The sequence below is a fragment of the Arhodomonas aquaeolei DSM 8974 genome, assembly GCF_000374645.1.
Lineage (GTDB): Bacteria > Pseudomonadota > Gammaproteobacteria > Nitrococcales > Nitrococcaceae > Arhodomonas > Arhodomonas aquaeolei.
This window is the reverse complement of the sequence record NZ_KB894801.1, coordinates 222,938-237,622: the sequence shown is the minus strand read 5'-3', so window position 1 is coordinate 237,622 and position 14,685 is coordinate 222,938. Positions and strand designations below refer to the sequence as shown.

The window sequence follows — 14,685 nt, the reverse complement described above, 5'->3', positions numbered from 1 at the left end:
CGACAGGAGCGACCATGACCAGCAGGATCCTCGTACTCCCCGGCGACGGTATCGGCCCCGAGATTGTGGCTGAAGCGGAGAAGGTGCTCGCGGTGCTCCGCGACGACTTCGGCCTGGCGGTTGAGCTGGAACGCGGGCTCATCGGCGGTGCCGCCACCGACGCCAGCGGCAGCCCGCTGCCGGCGGAGACGCTCTCGCTCGCGCGCTCGGCGGATGCCGTGCTCCTCGGCGCGGTGGGTGGCCCCCGGTGGGACGGCATCGAGCGTGCCCTGCGCCCGGAGCGCGGCCTGCTCGCCATCCGCTCGGAGCTGGGGCTGTTCGCGAACCTGCGCCCGGCGATCCTCTACCCGCAGCTCGCCGGTGCCTCCGCGCTCCGTCCGGAGGTGGTCTCCGGGCTCGACATCATGATCGTGCGCGAGCTCACCGGAGGCATCTACTTCGGCGAGCCCCGGGGCATCGAGGGCGAGCCCGGGCAGCGCCGGGGCTACAACACCCTGGTATACGGCGAGGACGAGATCGGGCGCATCGCGCGGGTCGCATTCGACATCGCCGCCAAGCGCCAGGGCCGGCTCACCTCGGTGGACAAGGCGAACGTGCTCGAGGTCAGCGAGCTCTGGCGCGAGGTGGTCAACGGCGTGGCCACGGACTATCCCGGCGTGGCCCTGGACCACATGTACGTGGACAACGCCGCCATGCAGCTCGTGCGCGCCCCCAAGCAGTTCGACGTGGTGGTCACCGGCAACATGTTCGGCGACATCCTCTCCGACTGTGCGGCGATGCTCACCGGCTCCATCGGCATGCTGCCGTCCGCCTCGCTGGACGAGCATTCCCGGGGGCTTTATGAGCCGGTACACGGCTCCGCGCCGGACATCGCCGGCCAGGACCGTGCCAACCCGCTGGCGACGATCCTCTCGCTGGCGATGCTGCTGCGCTACAGCCTCGGCGAGGGCGAGCTGGCGGCCCGTGTGGAGACCGCGGTCGGGCAGGTGCTCGATCAGGGGCTGCGCACCCCGGACATCCACACCGACGGCGGCCGGGCCGTGGGCACCGCCGCCATGGGCGATGCCGTGGTTGCGGCCCTGCGCGCCGGGGCCTGAGCCGGCCCGGCGGCGACGCCCCGGGGCAGACGTGTATCATGGGGGCGTCCGGCGGCGCGCCTTCGGGCCCGCGCCGCCCCAGTGACAAGCCATTCAGAAGAGGTAGACATGAAACGAATCGGTTTCGTCGGCTGGCGGGGCATGGTCGGCTCCGTACTCATGGAGCGCATGCGCGCCGAAGGCGACTTCGCCGACATCCCCGAGCCGGTGTTCTTCTCCACCTCCCAGGCAGGCCAGCCCGGCCCGGACGTGGGCAAGGGGGCCGCGCCACTGGGCGACGCGCGCGACATCGAGGCGCTGAAGGCGATGGACGCCATCGTCACCACCCAGGGCGGCGACTACACGGGTGAGGTCTACGAGAAGCTCCGTAACGCCGGCTGGCAGGGCTACTGGATCGACGCGGCGTCGACCCTGCGCATGGCCGACGACAGCATCATCGTCCTCGATCCGGTGAACCTCGACGTCATCCGCCAGGGCCTGGACAACGGCACGCGCACCTTCGTCGGCGGCAACTGCACGGTCAGTCTCATGCTCATGGGCATGGCCGGGCTGTTCCGCAGCGGCCTGGTGGAGTGGATCAGCCCCATGACCTACCAGGCCGCCTCCGGCGCCGGCGCCCAGAACATGCGCGAGCTCGTCGCGCAGATGGGCTATCTCCGCGACGCCGCCGGCGAGGCGCTGGCGGATCCGGCGAGCGCGATCCTGGACATCGACCGGCGCGTCAACGAGGCGCTGGCCGGCGACGGCTACCCGGCGGAGCACTTCGGCGTGCCGCTGGCGGGCAGCCTGATCCCGTGGATCGACAAGCCCATGCCCTCCGGCCAGAGCAAGGAGGAGTGGAAGGCGCAGGTCGAGACCAACAAGATCCTCGGGCGCAGCAACAATCCCATCCCGATCGACGGGATCTGCGTGCGCATCGGCGCGATGCGCTCCCACGCCCAGGCGCTGACGGTGAAGCTCACGCGCGACGCCCCGCTGGACGAGATCGAGTCCATGATCGCCGAGGACAACGAGTGGGCGAGCGTCGTGCCCAACGAGCCGGAGGCGAGCAAGCAGGGTCTGACCCCCGCGGCGGTTTCCGGCACCCTGCGCACGCCGGTCGGGCGGCTGCGCAAGCTGGCGATGGGCGGCGAGTATCTGTCCGCGTTCACCGTCGGCGACCAGCTCCTGTGGGGCGCGGCGGAGCCGCTGCGGCGGATGCTCCGTATCGTGCTGGAAGGCTAGCCGGGCCCCTCCGTGCCGTGCAGGCTGCGGTGCGGAGGGCTCGTGATGTGACGTCTGCGGTTGACGCCATCGCGGTCAGTCGATAAAACCGGGACCAACGTCCGTGTGCATTCGCATCACCCGATGCGCGCCCACCGAGGGGGCTGCCGCGCACGACGGGGGCCCGGGTCAGCGGGCAGCGTTCGGGGGCCGGCGGGAGAGCCGGGGTGCTGTGACAACAACAAGGGACATTATGCGACGTAGAATCGCGATCGCGACGTTCGTTGCGCTGACGGGGGTCTCCGCGAATATCTCGGCGATCGGGCTGGGCCGCATCGAGGCGGGGTCGGCCCTCAACGAGCGATTCGATGCCCGGATTCCGCTGCTTTCCATGGATACCGCGAACGCGGATCAGGTCGAGGTCCGGCTCGCCAGCCAGAAGCAGTTCGAACGTGCCGGGGTCCCCAGGCCCTTCTATCTCACCCGTCTGAATTTCGAGGTCCGCGACGGCGACGACGGTCAGCCTTATATCGCCGTCACCAGCCAGCGGCCGATCCAGGAGCCGTTCCTCGATTTCGTGGTCACCGTCGAGTGGCCGCGGGGCAGTCTGGTGCGCGAGTTTACCGTGTTGCTGGATCCGCCCGTCTACGCCAGCTCCGGGGGGACGAGCGCCGAACCGGCGACGACGCAGCCCGGCGGCGCGGCGGAAACGGAGGCGGAGCCCGCACCGTCTTCAGCGGTGGCGCCCGCATCCGGCACGGCACCGGGCTCCTATGGGCCGGTCGGTGCCGGCGATACGCTCTGGAGCGTCGCGCAGTCCGTGCGTCCCGAGGGCGCGGGGGTCTATCAGACCATGATCGCTCTGCGCGAGGCGAACCCGCAGGCCTTCGTCAACGGCAACATCAACAGTCTGCGCCGCGGTGCGGTGCTCGAGGTTCCGGAGACGGGGGCCATCACCGCGCTCTCGCGTGCCGAGGCGCGCCGGGAGTTCAATCGCCAGATGGCAGCCTGGCGGAACGGCAACGCGGCGAAGACGACGTCCGGGGAGACGGCATCCGCGCCGGATTCCGCCGCCTCTGCGGGCGAGGATGACGCTCAGTCCGGGAAGGCGCCGGAGTCCGGGGACAAGGCAGCCACCGAGGGGCAGTCCGGGAAGGCGTCGCCGGGTAGCGCCGGCGGCGAGCTCCGCGTGGTCGCCCCGACGGGTACCGGCGTGGCCACGGCGGATCTCGCCAGCGCGGATCTCGCGGCAAGCCCCGAGAACATCCGGCGCCTGCAGAACGAGCTGGCGGCCGCCCGGGAAAGCCGGGCTAGCCTCCGCGCGGAGAACGAGGATCTATCCGAGGAGCTGGATTCGCTGAATCAGCGTCTTGCGCGGCTCGAGAGCGCGATCAACGTCGAGGCCGATGGTGCCGTGCCCGCCGGTAACGGGGACGCCTCCGGGCAGGCGGCCGTCGAGACGGCGGCGGATTCCGCCGCCCGGGAGGCGGCCGGCGGTGACACCGGAAACACTGGAAACGCCGGGGACAAGGCGGACACCGGGGGCGGCGTGGCCGGCAACGACAAGGGTGCCGGCGCGCAGGACGGCAACGAGGTACCGGCACAGACGGCGAGTGTCACCGGGCTGGTGGAGCGGACGCTGGATACGCTGCTTGCGAACCGTCTCCTGCTGGCGGGGGCGGGCGGACTGGTCCTCCTGCTCGTGCTGCTGCTGCTGGTAATGCGTCGCCGCCGCAGCGAGGGCGAGACCGAGCGCAGCCTGGCGCAGGCGGCGGCGGAGCGCCGCCGCAGCCAGCGCGCCACCATCAGGAACGAGGGTCCGGAGATCATCGAGGAGGAGGGCGATCCGGCTGAGCAGGCCGACTTCTTCATCGCCTACGGCCGCTACGACAGCGCCCAGGAGGTCCTGGACAAGGCGCTGGACGACGACCCGGACAACACCCAGCTTCGCGTCAAGCTGCTCGAGGTGCTGGCGCGCCGTGATGACCGCCCCGCTTTCGAGTCCGAGGCCCATGCGCTCCGGGCACGGATACAGGATACGGACTCCGCCGAATGGCGGCGTGTCTGCGCGCTGGCCGCGGACGTGGCGCCGGACAATCCGCTGTTTGCCGGAAGCGAGCAGGGGGCCGCGGCACAGGCTCCGGCCACGTCGGCGGCTGAGGACGGGCCGGTGGCCGGTAACGGTGATCGCGAGCAGAGCGCCAGCGAGGCGTTGAGGCAGGCGTATGCGCACGCGGCGGGCACCGCCGCTGGTGTGGAAGAAGCCTCGACGGGGGGCGGGGATTCCGGCGTGACGGTGGCCGACGACGGGCAGGCCGCACCGGAGCCGGCGGGTGGTACGGAGCTGGAATTCGATCTCGATCCGGGGGAGGGCGGTACTCAGGCCGGCGATGACGCCTTCACGAGCACCGACCCGACCCGGGAAGGTCAGTATCCGGTGGAGGACAGCCTGGAACCGCTGGAGTTCGACGGCTCGTTGGCCCCGTCCGGGAACGGGGACGAGGCGTCGGACAGCGAGGTGCCCGCCCCATCTGACGATGACCCGGGCCTGGAGTTCGAGCTCCCGACACCGCCGGACGGACCCGCGGAGGAAGGGACGCCCGCGGCGTCGGCAGAGCGGGGGCCGGGCGAGCCGGACTCCCCCGGTTTCGAGGCCGAGGACCTGGAGCTCGGGGATCTCGACTTCGGCGGCGACGAAGGTTATCAGGCCGGTGACGACGCCCCCGCGACCGGGGCCGATACGGCGTCCGTGGATGACGGCGATATCGGCGGTGGATTCGATTTCGGCGACAACGACGATTGGGACGCGGAGCCGGAGGACGAGGTCGCGACCAAACTGGACCTGGCCCGCGCCTACATCGAGATGGGGGACGCCGAAGGCGCGGAGGCCCTGCTCGATGAGGTCATGGCGGAGGGCGACGACGCGCAGCGCGAGCAGGCCCGCTCCCTGCGCGCCTCCGGTGGCTGACGGCGCGGGTTGAACCTGCATCCGTCGGTACGAATCGTCGTGCTCGTCGCGCTGGCGGCGGGCATGGCGGCCGGTGACTGGGCGGCCGTCGTGGTCGGCCTGGTTGTCGTGTTCATGGCCGGCTCGGATCCGGCCGGGCCGCTTGCCGGCGTCCTTCATTCGGCGCGGCGATTGCGCTGGCTGCTCCTCTCCATTGCCGTTTTCTACGGCTGGTTCTCGACTGCGACATTCCACTGGCTGCCGGATGCGGCAGCCCTCTCGGAGGGGGCGCGGCGGGCGGCGATCCTTCTGGTCATGGCGCTGGGGGCGCGCAGGCTCCTGGGCGGGCTCGCACGCGAGCGGACCGCGGCGGCCCTGCTCTGGCTCGTGGCACCACTGGCACGGATCGGGCTGCCCGTGCAGCGCTTCGCCGTGCGGCTGGTCCTGGTGTTCGACCGTCTCGCCGTGCTCGGCGCATGGCGCCCGCCCCGCGGCGGCGGCTCGCGCTGGCGGCGTATTGCCGCGGCGGTTGCCGGCCCGCTTGATTACGCCCTGAAGCGCGCAGAGAACGAGCCGCTGCCGGAGCTGACGCTGCCGTCGATGTCACCGCCACCCGCACGGGACTGGCTGGTAGCATGCGCGGTCGCCGCGGCGCTGTGGCTGGGGTGAGCCGGGGCGGCGGGCGGTGTGGCGTCGCGCACCCCGATGGCGGCGGCAATCAGGCGGAGGATGGCATTGCGGATCGCACTGGGGATCGAATACGACGGTAGCGCGTACAGCGGTTGGCAGCGACAGGACCACGCACCCTCGGTTCAGGCGGATCTGGAGGCGGCGCTGGCGCGGGTCGCGGACGCGCCGGTTACCGTGACCTGTGCCGGGCGGACGGATGCCGGGGTACATGCCACCCACCAGGTGGTTCACCTCGACCCGCCGGTGCCACGCCCGGAACGCGCCTGGGTCCGCGGGGTGACGTCCAACCTGCCCGCCGCGATCGGGGTGCGCTGGATGCGCCCGGTCGCGCAGGATTTCCACGCGCGTTTCTCGGCGCGGGCCAGGCGTTACCGCTACGTCATTCGCACGGACCCGCTGCGCCCGGTGCTGCTCCGCGATCGTGTCTCCTGGACCTGGCGGGCGCTGTCTATCGAACCGATGCGCTTGGCCGCGGCGCACCTGGTGGGCGAGCACGATTTCACCTCGTTTCGTGCCGTCGCCTGCCAGGCGAAGCACCCGGTGCGCCGGATCCATGAGCTGACGGTCTCCGGCGGGGATGGCTTCGTCTACGTGGACATCGAGGCGAATGCGTTTCTTCACCACATGGTCCGCAATATCGCCGGCGTGCTCATGGCGGTCGGCAGCGGCGATCGTCCGCCAGACTGGGCGGCGGAGGTGCTGGCCGCGCGGGACCGGCGCTGCGGGGGTATGACAGCGCCGGCGGGCGGGCTTTACCTGGTGGGGGTCCGCTATCCGCAGGTGTACGCGCTGCCACCGCTGGGGGCGCTGCCCGCTTTTGCGTGATCCGTTCGCCGCGGGTTAACATTCAAGGCTTTCCCATACTGATGTCGGGCGGGTCCCGTCACGGCGGCCGGATAGTGCGTACACGCGTCAAGGTTTGTGGCATCACCCGTGCGGAGGACGCGGCGGCAGCCGCCGCGAGCGGCGCCGACGCGATCGGTCTGGTGTTCTATCCGCCCAGCCCGCGTGCAGTGGGCGCGGAGACGGCTGCGGCGATCTGCCGGGTGCTCCCGCCGTTCGTCACCGTCGTCGCGCTCTTCCTGGACGCAGCCAGGGCGGATATCGAGCGGGTGCTGGAGACGGTGCCGGTGGATATGCTCCAGTTTCACGGCCGGGAGCCGGCGGTGGACTGCGAGGGATACGGGCGGCGCTACATCAAGGCGCTGGCGATGGCCGAAGGCGAGCCCGATCCCGTGTCGCAGGCCGCGCGGCATCCCGCCGCCAGCGGCTTTCTCCTGGACAGTCACGCCCTGGGCGGTGCCGGCGGGACCGGTACCGCGTTCGACTGGGGGCTTTATCCCGGTGACATCGGCAGGCCGCTGGTGCTCGCCGGTGGCCTGCACCCCGGTAATGTCGCCGAGGCCATCGAGCGCACGCAGCCGTGGGCGGTGGACGTCAGCAGCGGCGTGGAGAGCGCGCCCGGCATCAAGGATCACGCCCGCATCGAGGCATTCGTCAGAGAGGTTGAACGTGTCCGATACCAATAAGGCGGGTGAGCGCGCCGCTGATTACGCGGGATTCCCGGACAGCACCGGGCACTTCGGCCGTTTCGGCGGCCGTTTCGTGCCGGAACTGCTCATGGCCCCGCTCGAGGAGCTCACCGAGGCCTATCTGCGTTACCGCGAGGACCCCTCCTTCCAGGAGGAGCTCCACCGCGACCTGCGTGACTACGTGGGGCGCCCGTCGCCGCTGTACCTGGCCGAGCGGTGGAGTGACCGGATCGGCGGCGCGCGGATCTGGTTCAAGCGCGAGGACCTCAATCACACGGGTGCTCACAAGATCAACAACACCATGGGCCAGGCGCTGCTCGCCGCGCGTATGGGCAAGCGCCGGATCGTTGCGGAGACGGGCGCGGGCCAGCACGGCGTTGCGTCGGCGACGGTGGCCGCCCGCCTGGGGCTGGAGTGCGTCGTCTACATGGGGGCCGAGGACGTGCGCCGCCAGTCCGTGAACGTTTACCGAATGCGTTTGCTGGGCGCGCGCGTGGTACCGGTGGAATCCGGTTCGCGTACGCTCAAGGACGCGCTCAACGAGGCGTTCAGGGACTGGGCCGCGAACGTCGACGATACGTTCTACATCATCGGCACCGTGGCCGGGCCGCATCCGTATCCGCTCATGGTGCGGGATTTCCAGTCGGTGATCGGGCGCGAGACCCGGGAGCAGATGCTCGAGCGTGTGGGCCGGCTGCCGGACGCACTGGTGGCCTGCGTTGGCGGTGGGTCCAACGCCATCGGGCTGTTTCATCCGTTCCTGGGCGATTCCGATGTGCGCATCGTCGGCGTCGAGGCCGGCGGCGAGGGCGTCGACACGGGTCGCCATGCGGCGCCGCTGTCGGCCGGCCGGCCGGGCGTGCTCCACGGCAACCGCACGTATCTCATGGAGACCGAGGACGGCCAGATCCTCGGCACTCACTCCGTCTCCGCCGGCCTGGACTACCCGGGTGTCGGGCCGGAGCATTCGTGGCTGCGGGATACCGGCCGCGCCGAGTACGTCTCCGCCACGGACGGGCAGGCGATCGATGCCTTCCACGAGGTGACCCGCACCGAGGGCATCATGCCGGCGCTGGAGACGGCCCACGCACTCGCGTATGCCCGCGAGCTCGCCGCCGGCATGGAGCGCGACCGGCACATCGTGGTGAACCTCTCCGGCCGCGGCGACAAGGACATCAACACCGTGGCGGCGCTGCAGGGGATGGAGCTATGAGCCGTATCGAGCAGTGTTTCACGAGCGCGCGGGAGGCCGGGCGCAAGCTCCTGATTCCCTACATCACCGGCGGCGATCCGGCGCCGGCGGAGACCGCTGCGCTGATGCACACGCTGGTGGATGCCGGCGCGGATCTCATCGAGGTTGGGATGCCGTTCTCCGACCCGATGGCGGATGGCCCCGTGATCCAGGCTGCCTGTGAGCGGGCGCTGGCACACGGTACGACGGTGCGCGACGTACTGGCCGCCGTGCGCCGGTTCCGGGAACGGGACGCGCACACCCCGGTGGTGCTTATGGGGTATCTCAATCCCATCGAGCAGCTCGGTTACGAGACCTTTGCCGCGGAGGCGCGGGACGCGGGTGTGGATGGTGTGCTCTGCGTCGACCTGCCGCCGGAGGAGAGTCACGACCTCGTTGACGTGCTCGGCAAGGCCGGCCTGGCCCCGATCTGGCTGATCGCGCCGACTACCCGCCGGGAGCGGATCACCGCGATCTGCGACGTGGCGCGGGGCTACGTCTACTACGTCTCGCTCAAGGGCGTGACCGGGGCCGACACCCTGGACGTGGACGATGTCGCCGAACACGTGGACACGATCCGGGGCCTCACCGCACTGCCGGTGGGTGTCGGTTTCGGCATCCGCGACGCCGCGACCGCGGCGCGGGTCGCTGCCGTCTCGGATGCGGTCGTGGTCGGCAGTGCCATCGTCCGCCTGGTCGGCGAGCATGCCGACGATCCGGCCGCCGGTCGCAAGGCGGTGGCAGACCTCGTGCGGGGCATGCGCGAGGCCATGGACGTCCGGAGCCAGGCGACGGCTTGAGGAGATTTCGATGAGCTGGTTCGAGAAACTGATGCCTTCGCGTATCCGTACCGAAGCGGGGGGGAGCCGCACGCGCAGCATTCCCGAGGGGCTGTGGACGAAGTGCGAGGAGTGTACCGCGGTGCTGTACCGCCCGGAGCTCGAGCGCCACCTCGAGGTCTGCCCGAAGTGCGGCCACCATATGCGCATCGGCGCCCGCCGGCGGCTGGAGTGGTTCCTCGACGAGGACTCCGGCAGCGAGATCGGCACGGACGTGACGCCGGTGGACATCCTGCGTTTTCGCGACAGCAAGAAGTACAAGGACCGCCTGGTCCAGGCACAGAAGAACACCGGCGAGAAGGATGCGCTGATCGCCATGTCCGGCACCGTTCACGAGGTGCCGGTGGTGGCCGCGGCCTTCGAGTTCTCGTTCATGGGCGGCTCCATGGGCTCCGTGGTGGGCGAGCGGTTCGTGCGCGCCGCCAACGCTGCGCTCGAGTCGCGCAGTGCGCTGGTGTGCTTTACCGCCAGTGGCGGCGCGCGGATGCAGGAGGCGCTGTTCTCGCTAATGCAGATGGCCAAGACCAGTGCCGTGCTGGCGCGCCTGCGCGAGGCCGGGGTGCCGTTCATCTCCGTGCTCACCGACCCGACCACCGGTGGGGTGTCCGCGAGCTTTGCCATGCTGGGAGACGTCAACGTCGCCGAGCCCAAGGCCCTCATCGGCTTTGCGGGGCCGCGGGTCATCGAGCAGACGGTGCGTGAGACCCTGCCGGAGGGCTTCCAGCGCTCCGAGTTCCTGCTGGAGCACGGCGTGGTGGATGCCATCATCGACCGCCGTGATATGCGCGAGCGCCTGGCCCGTATCATCGCCATGCTCAACGGACGGGCGGCACCGGCGGTCCAGCCCCAGGCCGCGATCGAGGGCTGAGCTGACGTTGCGCTTCCAACGGGTCGACGACTGGCTTGCATGGCTGGAGACACTGCATCCCCGGGCGATCGATCCGGGACTCGAGCGTATCGGCGAGGTGGCGGCACGCATGGGCCTCAACCGGCCGCCGGTGCCCGTGGTCACCGTCGCCGGGACCAACGGCAAGGGCAGCACCGTGGCGGCCGTCACGGCGCTGGCCGGCGCGGCGGGGCACAGCACGGGGGCGTATACCTCGCCCCACCTGCTGGCGTTCAACGAGCGTATCGCCATCGACGGCGAGCCGGTATCGGATGACCGCCTGCTGGCCGCCTTTGATGCGATAGACCGCGCACGCGGCGAGGTCACCCTGAGCTACTTCGAGTTCGCGACCCTGGCGGCGCTATGGTGCTTCCGCGAGGCGGGCTGTGACCTGTGGGTCCTCGAAGTCGGCCTCGGCGGGCGCCTGGATGCGACCAACGTCCTGGCCCCGACGGTAGCGGTGATCACCAGCGTGGGCCTAGATCACACGGAGTGGCTCGGCGAAGACCGCGAGGCGATCGGCACCGAGAAGGCGGGCATCCTCCGACCGGGCACGCCGCTCGTGCTCGCCGACCCGGACCCGCCGACGAGCGTGCTGGCCGCCGCCGCGGCGCAGGACTGCCCGGTGGAGCGCATCGGAGAGACCTTCCGTGCCGTGACGGCCACTCCGGGCGCCGACCACTGGCGTTACGAGGACGCCTCCGGCGCGCTTGACGCCATCCCGCGGCCGGACTGCATGCCGGCGGCGCTGCTCGCGAACCCGGCGGCGGCCGTCGCTGCGCTGCGCCGGCTCGGTGACAGCTGGCTGCCGGACACCGCCACCGCGGCGGCCGTGCTCGGCGCCGCCACGGCGCCGGCCCGGTTCCAGCGCCTGGAGCGGGCGGTGCCGTGGTACGTGGATGTTGCCCATAATCACGACGGCGCCCGTGCTCTGGGCGAGCGGTTGCGCGCGGGAGCCGGCCCGGGCCGTACCCATGCCGTGTTCGCGATCATGTCCCGCAAGGATGCGGGGGGTGTCGTCGCGGCGCTACACGACGCGGTCGACGTCTGGCACGTGCTCGCACTGGACGATCCGTCGGCGCGGCGCAGTGAGGACCTCATCGCCCTGATCCGCGAGGCCGGTGGCCGCGTCGGACGCTGCGCGCCGGTGGATACGCTGATGCGGGAGCTCGACGGCAGCCTGGGGCCCGGCGACCGGGTCATCGCCTTCGGCTCGTTCCGTGTGGCGGAGGACGTGCTCCGTGCGCACCGGAGGCTGCTACCATAGGGCGGAGCAAGCGGTGCCGGCCCGCACCGCGGTGATGCCTGGGACTGCATCTTGATCTTGGGGGATGGCGTGGATACGCGACTCAAGCACCGTCTGGCCGGAGCCACCATCATCGTCGCCCTCGTGGTGATCTTCCTGCCCATGCTGCTGGAAGGGCCCGTGAAGGAGCGGCGGATCGACGTGCCCATGGACGTGCCGCCGGCCGGCGAGGAAGCGCCGGACGCGGGCTTGCCGGACAAGGGCGTCGCAGAGGCGCCGGATCCCGGTGCGGACCAGGAGGCCGTGCCGGAGCCGGAGATGCCGGCGAACGACGGAGCCGGCGCCGGGGAGACGGATACCGGTGCCACCGGCTCCGCGGAGACGCAGCCGTCGGCGTCCGCTACGGCGGCGGATCAGACGCCGTCCAGCCCGGAGCCCGCCGCCGACGGGGCCCCGGCCGAGTCCGCGGCCCCGCAGGAGGGGGGCTGGGCCGTGCAGGTGGGTGGGTTCAGCGAGCGCGCCAACGCGGTCGCGGTACGCGACCGCCTGCGCAGTAAGGGTTACGATGTCTACGTCGCCGAGGCGGAGGCCGACGGCAATGCGATATTCCGGGTGCGTGTCGGCCCCGTGGCGTCCCGGGAACGTGCCGACAGCCTCGCGAAGGAACTCTCCGGGAAGGAGGGTTTGCCCGTGCTCGTGGTCTCCCGCTAGCCTGTGCGCGCCCGACTCACCGTCGCTGATCCGGTGCCGTCAACTTGAGCTGGCTCGATATTGTTTTCCTGTCGGTGATCGCCATATCGGTGATCATCAGCCTCGTGCGCGGGTTCGTGCGCGAGTGTCTCTCCATCGTCACCTGGATTGCGGCAATCTGGGCGGCGGTGCGGTTCACCGCGCCGGTGGCGGTATGGCTGGATGGACTGATCGCCTCGCCGACGGTGCGCATGGCCGTGGCCTTCGGCGCGCTGTTCGTGGCGGTCCTGCTCGCCGGCGGGCTCCTCAACCACCTTGCCCGCCAGCTTGTCGGGCGCACCGGTCTGAGCGGCACGGACCGCACCCTGGGGGCGGTCTTCGGCGCCGCCCGCGGGGCGGTGATCATCGCTGCGCTCATCCTCGCTGCCGGACTGACGACACTGCCACGGGAGGGCTGGTGGCAGCGCTCCGTGATTGCGGCCTGGATGACGCCGCGGGTGTGTTCGCTCGGCGTCGAGGGCTGGCTGGAGGACTTCCGGCTGCGGGTCCCCGGGACCGGCGCCGGCGAGCGGGGCGAGCGGCTGTCGCGCTACTGGGACGAGTTCTGCCGGCGTCCAACGCTGGTCCGCCGCTCCACGGAGGGGCTGGCGGCCGGTGCGGACGGCGGTGTCATCGAGTAATCGGAGGTAGGAAACAATGTGCGGTGTGATCGGCATGGTCGGCTGCGGCCCGGTCAACCAGGCGCTCTACGACGGCCTGACCGTGCTCCAGCACCGGGGCCAGGACGCCGCGGGCATCATGACCTATGACCAGGGACGTCTGTTCCTGCGCAAGAGCAATGGCCTGGTGCGCGACGTCTTCCGGACCCGGCACATGCTCCAGCTCCAGGGCAACGTGGGCATCGGGCACGTGCGCTATCCCACCGCGGGGTGTTCGAGCTCGGCGGAGGCGCAGCCGTTCTACGTGAATTCCCCCTACGGGATCAGCCTTGCCCATAACGGCAACCTCACCAACGCCGAGGAGATCAAGCGCGATCTCTATCTCCAGGATCTGCGCCACATCAACACCAACTCCGACTCGGAGATCCTGCTCAACGTCTTCGCCCACGAGCTCGGCGAGATGCGCAAGCTGCGCATCGGGCCGGACGAGATCTTCGACGCCGTCGCGGGCATCCAGCGCCGTTGCCGCGGCGGCTTCGCCGCAGTGGCGATGATCAATGGCTACGGCGTGCTCGGGTTCCGCGATCCCTACGGCATCCGGCCGTTGTGCTTCGGTCGCCGGGAGACGGAGGCGGGCACGGAGTACATGATCGCCTCCGAGAGCGTCGCCCTGAGCGTGCTGGGCTTCGAGCGGGTACGTGACGTCGCCCCCGGCGAGGCGGTGTTCATCGACCTCGAAGGGCAGCTCCACAGTCGGCAGTGCGCGGAGAACCCGCAGCTCAACCCGTGCATCTTCGAGTACGTCTACCTGGCGCGCCCGGATTCGATCATCGACGACGTCTCGGTGTACAAGTCGCGTCTGCGCATGGGGCGGATGCTTGCCCACAAGATCATGCGCGAGTGGCCCGATCATGACATCGACGTGGTCATCCCGGTGCCGGACACCAGCCGCACGGCAGCGCTGGATATGGCCAATGAGCTCGGCCTGACCTACCGCGAGGGCTTCATCAAGAACCGTTACATCGGCCGGACGTTCATCATGCCGGGCCAGGCGGTGCGCCAGAAGTCCGTGCGCCAGAAGCTGAACCCCATCGAACTGGAGTTTCACGGCAAGAACGTCCTGCTCGTGGACGACTCGGTGGTGCGCGGCACGACCAGCCAGCAGATCATCCAGATGACCCGCGAGGTCGGCGCGAACAAGGTCTATTTTGCCTCCGCGGCGCCGCCGGTGCGCTACCCGAACGTCTATGGCATCGATATGCCGGCCGCCCACGAGCTCCTTGCCCATAACCGCGACGAGGACGAGATCGCGCGGGTGATCGGGGCGGACGGGGTGATCTACCAGGATCTGGAAGACCTCGCGACCGCCGTGCGCGAGGGCAATCCCGCGCTTACGGGCTTCGACTGCTCCTGCTTCGACGGCCGCTACGTCACGGGTGACGTCACCGAGGGCTATCTCCAGGACCTCGAGAACGCGCGCTCGGACGAGGCCAAGGCGGCCACCGAGGGCCAGGGCGCGGCCGCCAACCTGGACCGGGTCCTCGGCAACGCGGATTGACATGCCCGGGGCCGGGACATAACGTCACGTCAATCTGCCGCCACTGTGGCCGCGGATTGGGGCGCCGATTTGATCCCCAGCTTGCGGGCGCCGCGTGCCGGCCTTCT

13 protein-coding genes are annotated in these 14,685 nt (G+C 70.3%); all 13 read left to right on the top strand.

Translation table 11 applies throughout. The features are described from left to right. The first annotated feature begins 14 nt into the window (after positions 1–14). The 13 genes from leuB to purF all read left to right on the top strand — a co-directional run bounded on the left by leuB (position 15) and on the right by purF (position 14,578). Positions 15–1,097 carry a 3-isopropylmalate dehydrogenase gene (leuB, locus tag C516_RS0103385; RefSeq protein WP_018716959.1) on the top strand — a complete coding sequence of 361 codons (1,083 nt, stop codon included), beginning with the start codon at positions 15–17 and terminating at the stop codon, positions 1,095–1,097. 108 nt (positions 1,098–1,205) lie between these two features. Continuing rightward, a complete protein-coding gene (gene asd / locus C516_RS0103380; RefSeq protein ID WP_018716958.1) occupies positions 1,206–2,321 on the top strand; it encodes an aspartate-semialdehyde dehydrogenase in 1,116 nt (371 codons plus the stop codon). A gap of 232 nt (positions 2,322–2,553) precedes the next feature. Further along, positions 2,554–5,268, top strand: a complete 2,715-nt coding sequence (locus tag C516_RS0103375; RefSeq protein ID WP_018716957.1) for a FimV/HubP family polar landmark protein — start codon at positions 2,554–2,556, stop codon at positions 5,266–5,268. A gap of 9 nt (positions 5,269–5,277) precedes the next feature. Continuing rightward, positions 5,278–5,916 (top strand): hypothetical protein, encoded by a 639-nt coding sequence (locus tag C516_RS20325; RefSeq protein ID WP_018716956.1) that lies wholly within the window; start codon positions 5,278–5,280, stop codon positions 5,914–5,916. Between the two features lie 60 nt (positions 5,917–5,976). Then, positions 5,977–6,762 (top strand): tRNA pseudouridine(38-40) synthase TruA, encoded by a 786-nt coding sequence (gene truA, locus C516_RS0103365; protein WP_084594061.1) that lies wholly within the window; start codon positions 5,977–5,979, stop codon positions 6,760–6,762. A gap of 74 nt (positions 6,763–6,836) precedes the next feature. Continuing rightward, positions 6,837–7,466, top strand: coding sequence for a phosphoribosylanthranilate isomerase (locus C516_RS0103360; RefSeq protein WP_018716954.1), 630 nt, complete (start codon positions 6,837–6,839; stop codon positions 7,464–7,466). Next, complete coding sequence (gene trpB / locus C516_RS0103355; protein ID WP_018716953.1) at positions 7,444–8,682, top strand: tryptophan synthase subunit beta; 1,239 nt, start codon at positions 7,444–7,446, stop codon at positions 8,680–8,682. Before C516_RS0103360 ends, trpB begins: the two co-directional genes overlap by 23 nt. Beyond that, positions 8,679–9,500, top strand: coding sequence for a tryptophan synthase subunit alpha (trpA, locus tag C516_RS0103350; RefSeq protein ID WP_018716952.1), 822 nt, complete (start codon positions 8,679–8,681; stop codon positions 9,498–9,500). The genes trpB and trpA overlap by 4 nt, the downstream gene beginning before the upstream one ends. A gap of 10 nt (positions 9,501–9,510) precedes the next feature. Then, complete coding sequence (gene accD, locus C516_RS0103345; RefSeq protein ID WP_018716951.1) at positions 9,511–10,407, top strand: acetyl-CoA carboxylase, carboxyltransferase subunit beta; 897 nt, start codon at positions 9,511–9,513, stop codon at positions 10,405–10,407. Positions 10,408–10,414: 7 nt separating this feature from the next. Further along, positions 10,415–11,692, top strand: a complete 1,278-nt coding sequence (locus tag C516_RS0103340; RefSeq protein WP_018716950.1) for a bifunctional folylpolyglutamate synthase/dihydrofolate synthase — start codon at positions 10,415–10,417, stop codon at positions 11,690–11,692. Positions 11,693–11,761: 69 nt separating this feature from the next. After that, entirely contained in the window at positions 11,762–12,382 is a 621-nt protein-coding gene (locus C516_RS0103335; RefSeq protein WP_018716949.1) for an SPOR domain-containing protein, read from the top strand. Positions 12,383–12,426: 44 nt separating this feature from the next. Next, positions 12,427–13,041 carry a CvpA family protein gene (locus C516_RS0103330; protein ID WP_018716948.1) on the top strand — a complete coding sequence of 205 codons (615 nt, stop codon included), beginning with the start codon at positions 12,427–12,429 and terminating at the stop codon, positions 13,039–13,041. Between the two features lie 16 nt (positions 13,042–13,057). Next, positions 13,058–14,578: an amidophosphoribosyltransferase gene (gene purF / locus C516_RS0103325; protein ID WP_018716947.1), complete on the top strand. Its 1,521-nt coding sequence runs from the start codon at positions 13,058–13,060 to the stop codon at positions 14,576–14,578. Positions 14,579–14,685: the final 107 nt, after the last annotated feature.

Excerpts from the sequence above, each read along its gene's own strand:
- leuB (WP_018716959.1), top strand. The coding sequence starts at position 15 with ATGACCAGCAGGATCCTCGTACTCCCCGGCGACGGTATCGGCCCCGAG.
- asd (WP_018716958.1), top strand. The coding sequence starts at position 1,206 with ATGAAACGAATCGGTTTCGTCGGCTGGCGGGGCATGGTCGGCTCCGTA.
- C516_RS0103375 (WP_018716957.1), top strand. The coding sequence starts at position 2,554 with ATGCGACGTAGAATCGCGATCGCGACGTTCGTTGCGCTGACGGGGGTC.
- truA (WP_084594061.1), top strand. The coding sequence starts at position 5,977 with ATGGCATTGCGGATCGCACTGGGGATCGAATACGACGGTAGCGCGTAC.
- trpA (WP_018716952.1), top strand. The coding sequence starts at position 8,679 with ATGAGCCGTATCGAGCAGTGTTTCACGAGCGCGCGGGAGGCCGGGCGC.
- accD (WP_018716951.1), top strand. The coding sequence starts at position 9,511 with ATGAGCTGGTTCGAGAAACTGATGCCTTCGCGTATCCGTACCGAAGCG.
- purF (WP_018716947.1), top strand. The coding sequence starts at position 13,058 with ATGTGCGGTGTGATCGGCATGGTCGGCTGCGGCCCGGTCAACCAGGCG.